Annotated in this window: 17 protein-coding genes; 8 read left to right on the top strand and 9 right to left on the bottom strand. The window is 66.7% G+C overall.

Annotation, left to right across the window (positions count from 1 at the left end; genetic code table 11):
* Positions 1-7 precede the first annotated feature (7 nt).
* The 7 genes from ABE464_RS13435 to ABE464_RS13405 all read right to left on the bottom strand — a co-directional run bounded on the left by ABE464_RS13435 (position 8) and on the right by ABE464_RS13405 (position 5,751).
* Positions 8-586, bottom strand: a complete 579-nt coding sequence (locus ABE464_RS13435; protein ID WP_259258836.1) for an aminodeoxychorismate/anthranilate synthase component II — start codon at positions 584-586, stop codon at positions 8-10.
* Between the two features lie 2 nt (positions 587-588).
* The gene (locus tag ABE464_RS13430) at positions 589-1,374 is read right to left on the bottom strand and encodes an SIMPL domain-containing protein (RefSeq protein ID WP_346472374.1); all 786 of its coding nucleotides are present in this window, start codon (positions 1,372-1,374) and stop codon (positions 589-591) included.
* 65 nt (positions 1,375-1,439) lie between these two features.
* Entirely contained in the window at positions 1,440-2,915 is a 1,476-nt protein-coding gene (gene trpE, locus ABE464_RS13425; protein ID WP_346472373.1) for an anthranilate synthase component I, read from the bottom strand.
* A 167-nt stretch (positions 2,916-3,082) separates the two neighbouring features.
* A complete protein-coding gene (gene yegS, locus ABE464_RS13420) occupies positions 3,083-4,015 on the bottom strand; it encodes a lipid kinase YegS (RefSeq protein ID WP_346472372.1) in 933 nt (310 codons plus the stop codon).
* A 191-nt stretch (positions 4,016-4,206) separates the two neighbouring features.
* Positions 4,207-4,689, bottom strand: coding sequence for a GNAT family N-acetyltransferase (locus tag ABE464_RS13415; protein WP_346472426.1), 483 nt, complete (start codon positions 4,687-4,689; stop codon positions 4,207-4,209).
* A 12-nt stretch (positions 4,690-4,701) separates the two neighbouring features.
* Positions 4,702-5,379: a ribulose-phosphate 3-epimerase gene (rpe, locus tag ABE464_RS13410; protein WP_346472371.1), complete on the bottom strand. Its 678-nt coding sequence runs from the start codon at positions 5,377-5,379 to the stop codon at positions 4,702-4,704.
* Between the two features lie 42 nt (positions 5,380-5,421).
* Positions 5,422-5,751, bottom strand: coding sequence for a DnaJ domain-containing protein (locus tag ABE464_RS13405; RefSeq protein ID WP_346472370.1), 330 nt, complete (start codon positions 5,749-5,751; stop codon positions 5,422-5,424).
* Positions 5,752-5,894: 143 nt separating this feature from the next.
* Between ABE464_RS13405 and ABE464_RS13400 the strand changes: the two genes are divergently transcribed.
* The 8 genes from ABE464_RS13400 to ABE464_RS13365 all read left to right on the top strand — a co-directional run bounded on the left by ABE464_RS13400 (position 5,895) and on the right by ABE464_RS13365 (position 13,736).
* On the top strand, positions 5,895-6,821 hold the full coding sequence (locus tag ABE464_RS13400) for a phosphoribosylaminoimidazolesuccinocarboxamide synthase (protein ID WP_346472369.1): 927 nt from the start codon (positions 5,895-5,897) through the stop codon (positions 6,819-6,821).
* A gap of 135 nt (positions 6,822-6,956) precedes the next feature.
* Positions 6,957-7,439 carry an Mpo1-like protein gene (locus ABE464_RS13395; protein WP_346472368.1) on the top strand — a complete coding sequence of 161 codons (483 nt, stop codon included), beginning with the start codon at positions 6,957-6,959 and terminating at the stop codon, positions 7,437-7,439.
* A 359-nt stretch (positions 7,440-7,798) separates the two neighbouring features.
* Positions 7,799-10,627, top strand: a complete 2,829-nt coding sequence (locus tag ABE464_RS13390; protein WP_346472367.1) for a monovalent cation/H+ antiporter subunit A — start codon at positions 7,799-7,801, stop codon at positions 10,625-10,627.
* Positions 10,627-11,010 (top strand): Na+/H+ antiporter subunit C, encoded by a 384-nt coding sequence (locus ABE464_RS13385; RefSeq protein ID WP_346472366.1) that lies wholly within the window; start codon positions 10,627-10,629, stop codon positions 11,008-11,010. The genes ABE464_RS13390 and ABE464_RS13385 overlap by 1 nt, the downstream gene beginning before the upstream one ends.
* A complete protein-coding gene (locus ABE464_RS13380) occupies positions 11,007-12,542 on the top strand; it encodes a monovalent cation/H+ antiporter subunit D (protein ID WP_346472365.1) in 1,536 nt (511 codons plus the stop codon). The genes ABE464_RS13385 and ABE464_RS13380 overlap by 4 nt, the downstream gene beginning before the upstream one ends.
* Positions 12,539-13,045: a Na+/H+ antiporter subunit E gene (locus ABE464_RS13375; protein ID WP_346472364.1), complete on the top strand. Its 507-nt coding sequence runs from the start codon at positions 12,539-12,541 to the stop codon at positions 13,043-13,045. Before ABE464_RS13380 ends, ABE464_RS13375 begins: the two co-directional genes overlap by 4 nt.
* A complete protein-coding gene (locus tag ABE464_RS13370) occupies positions 13,042-13,326 on the top strand; it encodes a K+/H+ antiporter subunit F (RefSeq protein WP_019185292.1) in 285 nt (94 codons plus the stop codon). The genes ABE464_RS13375 and ABE464_RS13370 overlap by 4 nt, the downstream gene beginning before the upstream one ends.
* The gene (locus tag ABE464_RS13365; protein ID WP_346472363.1) at positions 13,323-13,736 is read left to right on the top strand and encodes a Na+/H+ antiporter subunit G; all 414 of its coding nucleotides are present in this window, start codon (positions 13,323-13,325) and stop codon (positions 13,734-13,736) included. The genes ABE464_RS13370 and ABE464_RS13365 overlap by 4 nt, the downstream gene beginning before the upstream one ends.
* 75 nt (positions 13,737-13,811) lie before the next feature.
* Here the strand turns inward: ABE464_RS13365 and ABE464_RS13360 are convergent, their stop codons facing one another.
* Complete coding sequence (locus ABE464_RS13360; protein WP_346472362.1) at positions 13,812-14,768, bottom strand: sodium:calcium antiporter; 957 nt, start codon at positions 14,766-14,768, stop codon at positions 13,812-13,814.
* Positions 14,769-14,868: 100 nt separating this feature from the next.
* Entirely contained in the window at positions 14,869-15,477 is a 609-nt protein-coding gene (locus tag ABE464_RS13355) for a hypothetical protein (protein WP_346472361.1), read from the bottom strand.
* Positions 15,478-15,549: the final 72 nt, after the last annotated feature.

Here is a 15,549-nt window from a genome sequence, read left to right as displayed (position 1 = left end):
AGCGCGCTCAGCGCTGCAGGAAATTCTTCAGCAGGGCGTGGCCATGCTCGGTGAGGATCGACTCGGGATGGAACTGCACGCCCTCGACCGGATACTCGCGATGGCGCAGGCCCATGATCTCTTCGATCGAGCCGTCCGCGTTCTCGGTCCAGGCCGTCATTTCCAGACACGCCGGCAGCGTGGTCTTGTCGACCACCAGCGAGTGGTAGCGCGTGGCCTGGTAGCGGTCCGGCAGGCCGGCGAACACGCCCTTGCCCTCATGCCGGATCGGCGAGGTCTTGCCGTGCATGATGTTGGTGGCGCGGATCACATCGCCGCCGTAGACCTGGCCGATGCTCTGGTGGCCCAGGCACACGCCCAGGATCGGCGTGGTCGGGCCGAGCCGGCGGATCAGCTCCAGCGACACGCCCGCTTCGTTCGGCGTGCACGGGCCGGGCGAAATCACGATGCGCTCGGGGGCAAGCGCGGCGATCTCATCGACGCTCAACGCGTCGTTGCGCACCACCTTCACCTCGGCGCCCAGCGTCTGCAGGTACTGCACGAGGTTGTAGGTGAAGCTGTCGTAGTTGTCGAGCATCAACAACATGGTCAGGGTCCGTCTTGAATGAGGAAAATGGCGTACACGTTTTCGGTGTACGTGATGGGGCCGGATGCGATGACTTCGCCGCTGTCGCTGAAGCCATCTTGGGGCGCGCCGACCGGGCCTGGCTTGGGCGGAGACAGGTTCTTGACCGGCGGCAGCGCGTCCTGCGCACGCGACCATTGACCTGCCTGCACGCCGTAGGCGAAATCCGGGGCGACATCGGAAATGCTGTATAGGCCGATGACCTTTGCGCCATAGGCCGCCGCCAGGCCCTTGGCAGACTCGCGAGTATGCGCGGCTGCCTCGGCCTTCAGCTCGGCGCGCAGCGTCGCTTCCGCGGAATAAGTAGGCCTCTGGGTGGACACCTGCACTTCCTGGCTGGCCTGAAGATCACCGAGAAACCGCTGCAGACTCGCGCCATCGGCGAAAGTGGCCTGCAATGACTGGCTCACCGAGATGCCAACAAAGACGCTTGTGCCGTCCTTGTAACGGGTCTGCGGACTCACCTGCAGGTTCTCGGCCTTCACGCTGTCGGCCAATGCTCCATTGCGCTTCAACAGCGCGATGACCTGCCTCCCGTTTGCCTGCACGCGACGTCGCGCCGATTCGGTCTTCAGGTCCACCGACACCAGGTGCACTGAAACACCGAAACGATCAGGCATGACCTGGCGCGCAGCATCGCCCTTGACCAGCAGGTGTGGCTGCGAAGGAATGGTATTCGCCTGCGCCCACGCATTCGGGGCCACCATGGCAAGCGTCGACGACAGCAGCAGTGCGTGCAGCAGCTTCATGCATTTGATCCTTGTCGAGTGTGGGATGCAGCGAACGCCGCGGCCAAGGCCACGGCACGGAAGCCTTACAGGCCCTTGGCAGCCTGCGCGACCGCACGGAACAGCGCGCGGCCCTTGTTCATCGTCTCGTCCCATTCCTTGCCCGGGTCCGAGTCGTAGACGATGCCGGCGCCGGCCTGCACGTGCAGGCGGCCATCCTTGATCACCGCGGTGCGGATCGCGATCGCGGTATCGGCATCGCCATGCCAGCCGATGTAGCCGATGCTGCCGGCGTAGACGTTGCGCTTGATCGGTTCCAGCTCGCGGATCACTTCCAGCGCGCGGATCTTCGGCGCGCCGCTGACGGTGCCGGCGGGGAACGTCGCGCGCAGCACGTCGGCGTAGCTCAGGCCCGGCTGCAGCTGCCCGGTGACTTCGCTGACGATGTGCATGACGTGGCTGTAGCGTTCGATCACGAACTGCTCGCCCACTTCCACGGTGCCGGCCTTGGAGACGCGGCCTGCATCGTTGCGACCCAGATCGATCAGCATCAGATGCTCGGCACGTTCCTTGGGATCGGCCAGCAGTTCGACTTCCAGTGCGTTGTCTTCTTCCACCGTCGCGCCACGCGGGCGGGTGCCGGCGATCGGGCGCACGGTGACTTCACCGTCCTGCAGACGCACCAGGATTTCCGGCGAAGAGCCGACCACCTGCACGTCGCCGGTGTCGAGGAAGTACATGTACGGCGAGGGATTGAGCGCACGCAGCGCGCGGTACACATCCACCGGGCGCGCCTTGAACGGCACGCTCAGGCGCTGGCTCAGCACCACCTGGAAAATGTCGCCGGCGCGGATGTATTCCTTGGATTTGTCGACCGCGGCGATGAAGCCCTCGCGGGTGAAGCCGGAGACGAAATCGTTCTCGTCCAGCACGTCGCGGGTGATCGGCGCGGGATAGCCGGCGCCGGGGGCACGCAGCTTGGCGACCAGCGCATCCAGCTTGGCCTGGGCATCCTCCCAGGCACCGGGCTGACCCGGGTCGGCATGCACGATCAGGTACAGGCGGCCCTTGAGGTTGTCGAACACCGCCAGCTCTTCGGAGTGAAGCAGCAGGATGTCCGGCGTGCCCAGCTCATCGCGGCCACGCGGCGGGGCCAGGCGCGGCTCGATGTAACCGATGCACTCAAAGCCGAACCAGCCGACCAGGCCACCGGTGAAGCCCGGCAGACCGGCCAGCTTGGGCACCGAGTGGGCGCTGCGCAGCGCTTCAACTTCGGTGAAGGGGTCGGCGACCTCGCGGGTTTCCACCACGGCGCCGGACTCGCTGATGATCAGGGTATGGCCGTGGAAGGCATACACCCGGCGCGCCGGCAGGCCGATGATGGAATAGCGCCCGAAGCGTTCGCCGCCTTCGACCGATTCAAACAGATAGGTATGCGGGCCGTCGGCGAGCTTCAGATAGACCGAAAGCGGCGTGTCCAGGTCGGACAGCACTTCACGGACGACGGGGATGCGGGTGTGGCCTTCAGCGGCCTGCTGCTGGAACTGCTCGAGCGTAATCAAGACGACTTTCCTTCCGGGAAACGGCGGTGGCGGGACGGACGACGGCAACAGGCCACCATCGCCACCAACGGCGAGCGGAAGAAAGGGTATGCGGGGTCGTCAGAATGGACACCCGGCGACTGTACCGCATTGACGGCACCGGATGGAACCCGGCGCCGCCTGGCGTATCAGCCCCGCGACAGCAGCGGGCTGTCCAGCGCCACATGCAGGTTGACCCGCCCCGGCACGCAGTCGATGCGGAAGTGCCGGGCCTGGACCGGTTCGCCATCCAGATTGAGCGTCAGCGGCGCCTCGGCGTCGATCTCCACCCACGGCGCCTGCACACGTTCGGCTACCTGTTCCAGCGCACCGCGCTTGCCGCCTTTGACCAGTGCGGCAAAGGTGGAGGCGACCTCCCCGCTCAGCTCAGGGATCACCGTGATATCGAGCACACCATCGTTGATCAGCGCCTCCGGGCACAGCACCTGCCCACCGCCGGCCTGGCGGCCGTTGCCGACGCCGAGGGCGATGAAGCCACCGGCCCACTCGAACCCCGGCGCCCGGACCCGCGCCTGGATCGGATCGATCCGCCCCAGCCGCGATATTCCGGTAACCAGATAGGCCAACCCGCCGAGCACCTTCTTCAGGCCCTCATCGGTCTCCACCGTGACTTCGGTGCCGAACCCGCCGCTGGCGACGTTGGCGCACCACCACACCTTGCCATCGGCATCGATGCGCAGCAGATCGACCGGGCGCGCCGGCGCATGCATGATCAGCTCCAGTGCCCCCAACGGTTCATCGGGAATCTCCGCCGCGGTGGCGAAGTCATTGGCAGTGCCCAACGGCAACAGGCCCAGCGACGGCAGCGCGTCAGCCGACTCCTCGCGATGCGCCAGCGTTTCGGCCACCTCACTGAGGGTGCCGTCACCGCCGGCCGCGATGATCGTATCGACTCCATGCGCGATGGCCTCGGCCACATAGCGCTCGGCATCGCCCGATTCCCAGGTCACCCGCACCTCCAGCTGCACCCCGCGCTCGCGCAGCGCCGCCACCGCCTCGCGCACATCCTCATTGCCGGTGGCCTTGCCGTTGAGGATCAAACGCCAATGGGGACGGCTCATGCGGTACTTCCAGGGAGTGGGGAAGCGAAGGCTAGCAGCGGACGGCGTGGCCGCCGGTGAACGTCATCAAAGCGTCACCAAAGGCCAGGAGAATGGAAGGCCATAGCAAGGAAGATGGATGGAGGCAGGATCAGCCTCCCGCTATTCCCAGGGCCGCACCAGAAATGGTGCGGTCTTTTTTTTAAGACAGCTCAGCCTTGGGCGAAGGTCCGCAACGCTTCACCTTCCATCCGGTACACCGTCCACTCGCTTTGCGGCTTCGCACCGGCGGCCTGGTAGAACTGGATCGCCGGTTCATTCCAGTCCAGCACCGACCACTCGAACCGGCCGCAGTTTTCGGCTACGGCGATGCGGGCGATGTGCTGCAGCAGCGCCTTGCCGGCACCGCTGCCGCGGCTCTCCGGGCTGACGTACAGATCCTCCAGATAGATCCCGTTGCGGCCCAACCACGTCGAGTAATTGTAGAAGTACACGGCATACCCGATGGCCACGCCGTCAGCTTCGCAGATCAGTGCATGCGCCTTGGCATCGGGGCCGAACAGACTCGCCCGGATGCCCGCTTCATCGGTCTGCACCGACGACTCGGCCTTCTCGTAGATCGCCAACTCGCGGATGAAGCGCAGGATCAGCCCCGCATCCTCGGCGGTGGCCACGCGGATGGTCACGGCAGCCACCGGTTGCATGGCTCAGCCCCGCGCCGCGGCGACGTTGCTGCGCATCTGCGCAATGATGTCCTGGTAGCTGGTCTTCGCATTGAAGATCGCCGAGCCGGCCACGAACGCATCGGCCCCCGCCGCCGCGATGGCGCCGATGTTGTCGGCCTTCACGCCACCGTCGATCTCCAGGCGGATGTCCTTACCACTGGCATCGATCTTCTTGCGGATCGCGCGCACCTTGTCCAGCGCCGACGGAATGAAGGCCTGGCCGCCGAAACCCGGATTGACCGACATCACCAGCACCAGATCGAGGTCATCGAGCACCCAGTCCAGCACCTCAACCGGCGTGGCAGGATTGAGCACCACGCCCGGCTTGCAGCCCAGCGACCGGATCAGCTGGATCGTGCGGTGCACGTGGCGACTCGCCTCCGGATGGAAGCTGATGTAGGTCGCGCCGGCCTCGGCGAAATCGGGAATGATGCGGTCCACCGGCTCCACCATCAGATGCACGTCGATCGGCGCGGTCACGCCGTGCTTGCGCAGGGCCTGGCAGACCAGCGGGCCGATCGTCAGATTCGGCACGTAATGGTTGTCCATCACATCGAAATGCACCCAGTCGGCGCCGGCCGCGAGCACGTTGTCCACTTCTTCGCCCAGGCGGGCGAAATCGGCGGACAGAATGGAGGGAGCAATGATGCAGTTGGACATGGCCGGGGCCTTCAGGAGGTTGAAAGGGGGCGCCGCGCGGAATCAGCGCTTGCGCAGGGTCTTGATGCGGTCGTAGGCGGCATTGAGCTGGCGCGACTTGCGCTCGGCCTGCTGGCGCAGCTCCGGCGCTGCGCCGACCACCTTGTCCGGGTGGTACTGGGACATCAGCCGGCGGTAGGCCAGGTCGATCTCGGCATCGGTCGCCTCGGAGGTCAGCCCCAGCTCGCGGTAGGGGTTTTCCCTGTTCAGCCGGAACCAGTCGGCATCGAAGGCATGCCCCAGCAGCAGCCCGAACACGGCCCCGAACAGCGGATTGGGCCTGAACAACAGGGCGCCAGCAATGAATCCGAGCAGTTTTCCGTACCAGCGCATGGTGGTCTGGGCAGCCGAGGCGATAAAGGATCCTCATTTTACGTCACAGCGGGCCCAACCCGCTTTACACTAGGCCGCCCGCTGTCTGTGCGGGCCCTCCGGGTCCCCTGGACAGCTGTCATGACGAAGCCTCAGGAGTGCCCGTGCCGACCACGTTGTTGCAATCCGATCTCCCCGGCCTGCCCTTGCGCCATCGCGGCAAGGTGCGTGATGTTTTCGACATTCCGCGCGACCGGCTCCCCGCCGGCACTCCGCCGGGGGACTACCTGCTGATGGTCGCCACCGACCGTCTGTCAGCCTTCGACGTGGTGCTGCCCGACCCGATCCCCGGCAAGGGCGAAATGCTCTGCCAGGTCTCGAACTTCTGGTTCGCCAAGACCGCGCACCTGATGCCCAATCACCTGACCGGCATCGATGTGGCCAGCGTGCTGCCCGAGGGCGTCGATCCGGCCCTGTACGCCAAACGCGCCGTGGTCACCCGCAAGCTCAAGCCGGTCCCGGTCGAGGCGATCGCCCGCGGCTACCTGATCGGCAGTGGCTGGAAGGACTACCAGCGCACCGGCAAGATCAGCGGCATTGAGCTGCCGGACGGCCTGCGCCAGGCCGAACAGCTGCCCGAACCGATCTTCACTCCCTCGACCAAGGCCGCCGTCGGCGACCATGACGAGAACATCGATTTCGATGCGATGGTCAAGGCGGTGGGTGCGGACCTGGCCGAGCGCGTGCGCGATGCCACCCTGCGCATCTACACGTACGCGGCCGAGTACGCCCGCGAGCGCGGCATCATCCTGGCCGACACCAAGTTCGAGTTCGGCACCGATGCCGATGGCCGTCTGTACATCATGGACGAGATGCTGACCCCGGATTCCTCGCGCTACTGGCCGGCCGACGAGTACGAGGTGGGCACCAGCCCGCCGAGCTACGACAAGCAGTTCGTCCGCGATTACCTGGAGACGCTGGACTGGGGCAAGACCGCCCCGGGCCCGAGCATCCCGGCCGAGATCATCGAGCGCACCCGCGCCAAGTACGCCGAGGCGCTGCAGCGCTTGGCGGGCATCTCGGTCGACTGACCGGCACGGCGTTCCCCGGCCATGCGCCGGGGAACGCGGTTTTCGATGCCGGGGCCATGTCGGGCCGCCGATGGAAGGCAGGCGACCAACGGTCCGCTCTACCGGCGGTATGCTCTGCAGATCCTGGGAGGGAACATGGCCACCACCACCGTCGCACGCCCGATCGACCGCTACTTCGCCAGCTATTCCGACGATCACCGCAATGCGCTGAACCAGCGCATCCACGTCGCGGCCGTCCCGGCGATCGCATGGTCGGTGATCGCCCTGCTGTGGTGCCTGCCGCCACTGATCACCTGGTTCCAGAACGGGATCTGGGCCGGCCTGGCGATGTTCGCCGCCTGGTGCTTCTACAACCGCCTCTCGCGCACGCTGGGCTACGGCATGCTCGCGTTCTTCTTCGTCAGCGGCTGCGTCTGCCGGCTGCTGGAGGCCGAGATCGGCCTGGTGAACCTGTTCTGGCTGGCGCTGGGGGTTTTTGCCGTGGCGTGGGTGGCACAGTTCATCGGCCACAAGCACGAAGGCCGCAAGCCGAGCTTCCTGACCGATCTGGTCTACCTGCTGATCGGTCCCCTGTGGGTGCTGGCCAAGCTCTATCGCCGGATGGACTGGCGCTACTGACCCGCTTTTCCTGAACGAGCGCGGACACTCACCGGCACTCCACGCCGCACCCTCCAGCATCGTCCGCAGTGGCCTTTCGAGCGACGGTCACCGTTCATCTTCGTGCACACCGTTTCGGCCCCGCAGCCCCTGCGACGACTGGTTCCGGACCCGTTTCGACAGGCGTCGGGAGGCCACAGTCGGCAAAGTCGGCAGCGGGCTTCCATACGGCCGCCGACGGACCCGAATGGGGCCGGGCGCTGCCCGGAAAAAATGAATCAGTGCACGTTACATGCAATTGAGGGCGTATTCGGGTGTATCGGCAGCAATTGCCTGCCTGTTAGACTGAACGGCCTGCTCGTGAATCCCGCATTCCCTGCATGAATCCTAGTCTGCTCCTGCTGCTCGCCCTGCCCTTCCTGATGGCAGTGGCCGTCGCTTCATTCCGCCGCACCTCCCGCTCCACGGCCGCCTGGGTAGCCGCGGCCGCTCCGCTGGGAGGACTGGCGCTGTTGGCGACGATGACCCCGGCGATCATGGACGGCGGGATCGTCCGCAGTTACGGGGAATGGATACCGCAGATCGGCCTGGCCTTCTCGCTGCGCCTGGACGGCCTGGCCTGGATGTTCGCCGGGATGGTGCTGGCGATCGGTGCGCTGGTGGTGATGTACGCCCATTACTACCTCAGCGCCCGCGACAGCGCCCATCGCTTCTACTGTTACCTGCTGCTGTTCATGGGCGCCATGCTGGGCATGGTCCTGTCGGGCAACTTGTTGCTGCTGATGGTGTTCTGGGAAATGACCAGCATCAGCTCGTTCCTGCTGATCGGCTTCTGGTCGCACCGCCAGGACGCCCGCGAGGGCGCCCGCATGGCCCTGGTGGTCACCGGCGGTGGCGGCCTGGCCCTGCTCGGCGGCGTGCTGCTGATCGGCCGCATCGTGGGCAGCTTCGAACTGGATGCCGTGCTCGCCGCCGGCGATCTGATCCGCGCCAGTTCGCTGTATCCGTATGCGCTGTTCCTGGTCCTGGCCGGCATCTTCACCAAGAGCGCCCAGTTTCCGTTCCACTTCTGGCTGCCGCACGCGATGGCCGCGCCGACCCCCGTCTCGGCCTATCTGCACTCGGCCACGATGGTCAAAGCCGGCGTGTTCCTGCTGGCACGGCTGCATCCGGCGCTGGCCGGCACCGATCTGTTCTTCTATACGGTCAGCGGCATCGGTGCGATCACCCTGCTGATCGGTGCCTGGAACGCGATCTTCCAGCATGACCTCAAGGGGCTGCTGGCCTATTCGACGATCTCCCACCTGGGCCTGATCACCATGCTGTTCGGCCTGTCCACGCCGATGGCGGTGGTGGCCGGTGTGTTCCACATCCTCAACCACGCCACCTTCAAGGCCTCGCTATTCATGGCCGCGGGCATCATCGACCACGAGACCGGCACCCGTGACATGCGCAAGCTGGGCGGCCTGCGGCGGTTGATGCCGATCACCAGCGCGCTGGCGATCATCGCCTCGCTGGCGATGGCCGGTATTCCGCTGCTCAACGGCTTCCTGTCCAAGGAAATGCTGTTCGCCGAAGCGCTGACCGCGGGCGGTCCGGAAACCATGCGCGTGGTGATGTCGATCGCCGCACTGCTGGCCGGCGTGTTCGGCGTGGCCTACAGCCTGCGCTTCGTGCACGACACCTTCTTCGGCAAAGGCCCGCATGATCTGGACCGCGTCCCGCATGAGCCGCCGCGCTTCATGAAGGTGCCCGTCGAGATCCTGGTCGTGGTCTGCGTGGCCGTCGGCGTCGCCCCGGCGATCACCATCGCCCCGGTGCTGCACGCGGCCGCCTCCTCGATCCTCGGCGCGGCGATGCCGGCCTACAGCCTCTCGGTCTGGCATGGCTTCAACACCCCGTTGATGATGAGCATCGCCGGCGTCATTGGCGGTATCGCGCTGTACTTCGGGCTGCGCCGCCTGATCAACCTGCATGCGGTGGTCAGCCGCAGCATCGGCCGCAACCTGTTCCACAAGCAGCTGGACCTGGTGTTCGGCTTCGCCCACCGGCTCACCCAGGGCCTGGCCAACGGCAGCCTGCAGCGCATGCTGATGGCGCTGGTGGTGGTGGCGATCATCGTCGCCGCCGCACCGTTCGTGGCCAATCCGGCGTCGCCCAACTGGCCCTCGCCACAGCCGATCCCACTGCTGGGCTGGGCGCTGTGGCTGGTGATGATGGCCTGCGCGCTGGGCGCACTGTTCGTCTACCGGCAGCGCCTGCTGGCGGTGCTGGTGGTCGGCGGTGTCGGCCTGATGGTCTCGCTGACCTTCGTGTTCCTCTCCGCGCCCGATCTGGCCCTGACCCAGCTGCTGGTGGAGATGGTCACCCTGGTGCTGATGCTGCTGGGCATGAACTACCTGCCGATCCAGTCGCCCCCGGAGAAGTCGGTCTGGCGCAAGCGGCGCGATGCGGTGATCGCGATCGTCGCCGGCGGCGGCCTGGCCGCGATGGCCTACACCGCCATGACGTTGCCGCCGAACACCATGGCCGGCGAGCTGCTGGCGCGTGCGCTGCCGGAGGCGTATGGGCAGAACGTGGTCAACGTGATCCTGGTCGACTTCCGTGGCTTTGATACCTTCGGTGAGATCACCGTGTTCGGCATCGCCGCGCTGGTGGTGCACGCCATGCTGCGCCGCTCGCGGATGGCGCCGGAACAGATCATGCCCGGCCCGCCGATCAAGCTGCCAGTGCCGGCCGATCTGGCCCAGATCATGTTCCCGCTCACCCTGACCGTCTCGATCTTCCTGTTCCTGCGCGGCCACAACGCGCCCGGCGGCGGCTTCATCGCCGGCCTGGTGCTGGCCGTGCCGCTGCTGATCCAGTACGTCATCCAGGGCACCACCTCGGTGGAATCGCGCTTCGGCTTTGACTACATCCGCTGCATCGGTGCCGGTCTGCTGATCGCCATCCTCAGTGGCTGCGCCTCGATGCTGTTCGGCGTGCCGTTCCTGACCAGTGGTCATCTGGACCTGCACATTCCGCTGATCGGCGAGGTACCGCTGGCGAGTGCGATCGGCTTCGATACCGGTGTGTACCTGGTGGTGTTCGGCGGAGTGATGCTGATGCTCTCGATGATGGGCACGATCAAGCCCTCGCGCACCCGCAGCGCCCGCAAAGGCGAGATCGATCCCACCCGCCGTTCGGCAAAAACCGGGGAGATGCACTGATGGAACTGGCTCTGGCAAGCGCCATCGGCGTACTGAGCGCGATCGGCATCTACCTGTTGCTGCGCGCGCGCAGCTTCGATGTGATTCTCGGCATGACCTTCCTGTCGTATGCGACCAACCTGCTGATCTTTGCCGGTGGACGCCTGGTCCAGGGCAAGGCCCCCGTGCTCCGTGAGGGCATCGACAGCGATCTGGGCAACTACACCGATCCGCTGCCGCAGGCGCTGGTGCTGACCGCCATCGTGATCGCCTTTGCGATGACGGCGGTCAGCATCGTGCTGGCCATGCGCAGCCGCAGCGACAACCACAGCGACCACGTGGACGCGCACGAAGAAGAAGAGCTCCCCGCCGATACCGCGCCGGGCCGGGAGGGCGGCCCATGAACCATGCGGTGATCCTGCCCATCCTGATTCCGCTGTTCGGCGCGGCCTGCTCGCTGTTCGTCGAGCATCGCCGCTATGGGCCGAAGGTGCAGCGCACTGTGGCGTGGACCACGCTGACCGCGCTCGCCGCGGCCGTCGCGCTGCTGTTCGCGCAGACCGCCGATGGCAGCATTGCGGTGTACCTGCTGGGTGACTGGCCCTCGCGCCTGGGCATCGCGCTGGTGGCCGACCGGCTCTCGGCATGGATGCTGGTGACCACACTGCTGCTGGCCATCCCCTGCCTGCTGCACGCCTGTTCGGGCTGGGACCGCCGCGCGCCGCACTTCCATGCGTTGTTCCAGTTCCAGCTGGTCGGCCTCAACGGCGCCTTCCTGACCGGCGACATCTTCAATCTGTTCGTGTTCTTCGAGGTGATGCTGATCGCCTCCTACGGCCTGCTGCTCAGCGGCGGCCGCGGCCTGCGCATGCGCATCGGCCTGCACTACGTGGTGTTCAACGTCACCGCCTCGACCCTGTTCCTGATCGCACTCGGCCTGCTGTACGCCTCGCTGGGCTCGCTCAACATGGCCGAACTGTCCCAGCGCATCGCTGAAGTGCCGGCTTCGCACCTGACCCTGGTCAAGGCGACGATGGGGCTGTTGCTGCTGGTGTTCTGCAGCAAGGCCGCGCTGATGCCGCTGTACCTGTGGCTGCCCGAAGCGTATGCGCGTGCGCCCGCCGCGGTGGCCGCGCTGTTCGCGATCATGACCAAGGTCGGTCTGTACGCGGTGCTGCGGGTCAGCACCCTGTGGTTCGGCGACGGTGCCGGCCCGATGGCCGGCTATGGCAGCCAGTGGCTGCTCTGGGCCGGTGTGGCCACCCTCGTGCTGGGCGGCCTGGGCGTGCTCGCCGCGGCACGCCTGCGCGTGCTGATCTCCTATCTGGTGGTGGTCTCGGCGGCGACGCTGTTCATCGCCTTCTCGGTGCGTACGCCCGAGGTGCTGTCGGCCGGCCTGTACTACCTGCCGCACAGCACCTTCGTGGCCGCCGCGCTGTTCCTCATCGCCGACCTGATCCGCCGCCGCCGTGGCGGTGCCAGCGACAAGAAGGAAATCATCGCGCCGATGCCGGGCAAGGAAACGCCTGCGGTGCTGTTCCTGATCGGTGCCGTCTCGGTGGCCGGCCTGCCGCCGCTGTCCGGCTTCCTGGCCAAGGCGGCGCTGCTGGCCGGCATGCCGGCGCAGTACACCTGGGCGGTCTGGGCCGCGGTGCTGGGCAGCAGCCTGATGGTGATCGTCGGCCTGACCCGTGGCGGCATCCGCCTGTTCTGGCGCGTCCCGGTGGTTGAAGAAGGCGCACCCAAGCCGCGCAAGGCGCCCACGCGCACGGTGGAATTGTTCGCCGCCGCGTTGCTGCTCAGCTACGGCATCGCGATGAGCGTGTTCGCCGGCCCGCTGATGCAGCACACCGATGCGATGGCCACCCAGCTGCTGCAGCCCCAGGATTATGTGGGTGAACTGCGCGCCACTACGCCGGAGATCCGCCAGCCATGACGCGCAAGCCTTCCCTCTACAAGCGCATCCTGCCCTCGCCTTCGCTGAGCGTGATGGTGGTGGCGTTCTGGCTGCTGATGTCCGACAGCTTCACCCTCGGCCAGATCGTGCTCGGCATGATCCTGGGCGTGGTGGTGCCGTTGTTCGCCGCGCGGCTGGACCGCGAGTTCGCGCGCATCGGCTCGCTCCGGCCGCTGCCCAAGCTGCTGTTCGTGACCCTGTGGGACATCCTGATCTCCAACATCCGGGTCGCGATCCAGGTGCTGGGGCCGGAGCGCCGCATCCACCCCGGCTTCATCTGGCTGCCGCTGGACATCGCCAACATCCACGGCATCGCCGCGCTGACCAGCATGATCACGCTGACCCCGGGCACGGTCTCGGCCGCGTTGTCCGATGACCGCCGCTATCTGCTGGTGCATGTACTGCATCTGGATGATCCTGACGAGCTGATCCGGCAGATCAAATCCCGCTACGAAGCCCCGCTGATGGAGATTTTCCCATGACCGGACATATGTTCATCCAGACCACCATGGTGGTGTGCATGCACGTGGTCGGCCTGGCCATGCTGCTGGCCACCTGGCGCCTGCTGCGCGGCCCGACCGTGCCGGACCGCATCCTCGCCTTGGACACGTTGTCGGTGACGGCCATCGCCGAGCTGATGCTGTTCGGCATGTACCTCAACTCGGCGGTGTATTTCGAAGCCGCGCTGATCATCGCCATGCTCGGCTTCGGCAGCACGGTGGTGCTGAGCAAGTTCGTGCTGCGCCGGGACATCGTCGAATGATCACCTTCATCCAGATCGTACTGTCGATCCTGCTGCTGTTCGGCTGCTTCTTCATCCTGGTTGGCGCGCTGGGCCTGGTGAAGCTGTCCACCTTCTTCAAGCGCCTGCACGCACCGACCAAGGCCAGCACGCTGGGCGTGGGCTGCGTGCTGGTCGGCTCGGTCTGCTATCACATTTTCTTGGGCGAAGATCCGCAGCCGCGCGAGCTGCTGATCACGGTGTTCCTGTTCATCACCGCACCGATCAGCGCGCACATGATGGCCAAGGCCGCGCTGTCGCTGCTGATGGAAACCCGGCCGCAGCTGCCGGGCCACAAGTCCGCCGAGGACGAGGCCCTGCCCCCGCCGGAACCGCGTCATCCGGGCGATACCGAGGGTGCCGAGGCCCCCGTTTCCCGGGACAGCCAGTAGAGCCGACCGTTGGTCGGCTGCATGCATCGTGGCAGACAGCAGCCGACCCACGGTCGGCGCTACGCATTGCGACGTTCAGCCGCCCCGGATCAACGCCAGCTCCAGCGCGATCCAGCCGACGAAGGCCACCACCAGCACCGCGCCCTCGCGCCGGCTGATCGTCAGGTCACCGCGCAGCATCGGATAGAGCACCAGCACGAAGGCGATCGCGGCCGGCAGCTCCAGTTTCACGAATGATCCGGGCAGCGCCAGCGGCCGCAGGGCGGCCATGCCACCGACCACCACCAGCAGGTTGAACAGGCTCGAGCCGATCACGTGGCCGAGCACCATGTCGCCCTGACCACGCCGGGCGGCGGCAATGGCGGCCGCCACTTCGGGCAATGCCGTGCCGATCGCCACTGGCAGCAAGCCGACCAGCAGCGGCGACCACCCCAGCCCGGCGCCGAACACCGGTGCGGCCTGCACGATCCAGCGCGCGCCGAAGTAGAGGGACACACCCGCAAACAGCAGCCGCAGAAGATTGAGGAACAGCCCGGTACGGGTCATCGCAAAGCCGGCGATGGCCTCGCGCACCGGCTCGGATTCCAACCGTGCCCGGCGCAGCAGGAACACCAGCAGACCGACGAAGGCGAGCAGCAGCACGCCCCCTTCCCAGCGCGCGATCACGCCATCCAGGCCGAACAGGATCAGCAGCACGCTGGCGGCGGCAAGACACACCAGCAAGGGCGAGAGCAGCCGCGCGCGGACCAGCAGTGGCGCGGCCAGCGCCGCCAGGCCCAGGGTCAGGCCGACGTTGACGATGTTGCTGCCGACCGCATTGCCCAGCGCAAGTTCTTCCGCGCCGACCACGAAGGCGCGCGCATTGACCACCAGCTCCGGCAGCGACGTGCCAAAGGCGACCAGCAACAGCCCTGCAACGAACGGCGACGCCCCGAAGCGCTGGGCCAGCCCCGAGGCCGCCCGGACGATGGAGTCACCGCCCAGTGCCAACAGCACCAGGCCCAGCACGAACCAAACAGTGGCAGCGATCATCTGGGGCTCCCCGGTGACAGATGTGAGCCGATTCTAGGGCCAGCCCACGCCAAACAGTGAAGGCCCGCCCCGGCGCTGTGGCCGGGGCGGCGCCGGTGGCTCAGGAGCAGCCTTCCACGTAATCCACCTGCGGAGTCTTGCCGACGCGCCAGGCGGTGACGTTGCCATCGCCGTTGATCTCGAAGTTGACCAGCGCACCGCCCTCGGTGGCCGGGCGCACGCGCAGGTTGTGGCCCTTCTCATCGTACTTGTGCGGGGTCAGGTCGCCGCGATCCGGGTACAGCGTCTGCAGCTGGCCCAGCGACATGCCGACCTTGCCGCCACCGGGGGCGACGATACGGTCATTGCGCACGTCGTAGCGCACCAGACGCTTGCCTTCGATCATGAAGATCACGTCCTCGGCCTGCGCGCCTTCGGGCCGCAGCGCGTGGCAGTAGTCGTCGGCCACTTCGCCCTGCAGGGGTTCCTTCCAGGCGGCCCGGACTTCCTCAAGGGTGCTGCCCAGCGCTACGGGGCCGTAGCCATCCAGCCGCGCCGGGCCCTGCGTTGCCGGGCCCGGGGCCGCCGTGGCGGGCGCTGCCGGCGCGGTGTCCGCCGCCGGTGCAGGCACGGCCGCTTCGGCATCGGCCGACGGCGTCTCCGGCGTGCGCTCGCACGCGGCCAAGGCCAGCACCATCCCCACTGCCATCATGCTTCCCAGCTGTTTCATGCCTGCATCCTCCCGGTGAATGGGCGCAGCCTACCGCGAGCGCCGTGTGGGCGGCATGCACAGTGTCGCTGT

The organism is Stenotrophomonas sp. TWI587, from assembly GCF_039674145.1.
In the GTDB taxonomy this organism is placed as follows: Bacteria; Pseudomonadota; Gammaproteobacteria; order Xanthomonadales; family Xanthomonadaceae; genus Stenotrophomonas; species Stenotrophomonas maltophilia_AY.
This window is presented reverse-complemented; position numbering and strand designations above follow the sequence as displayed.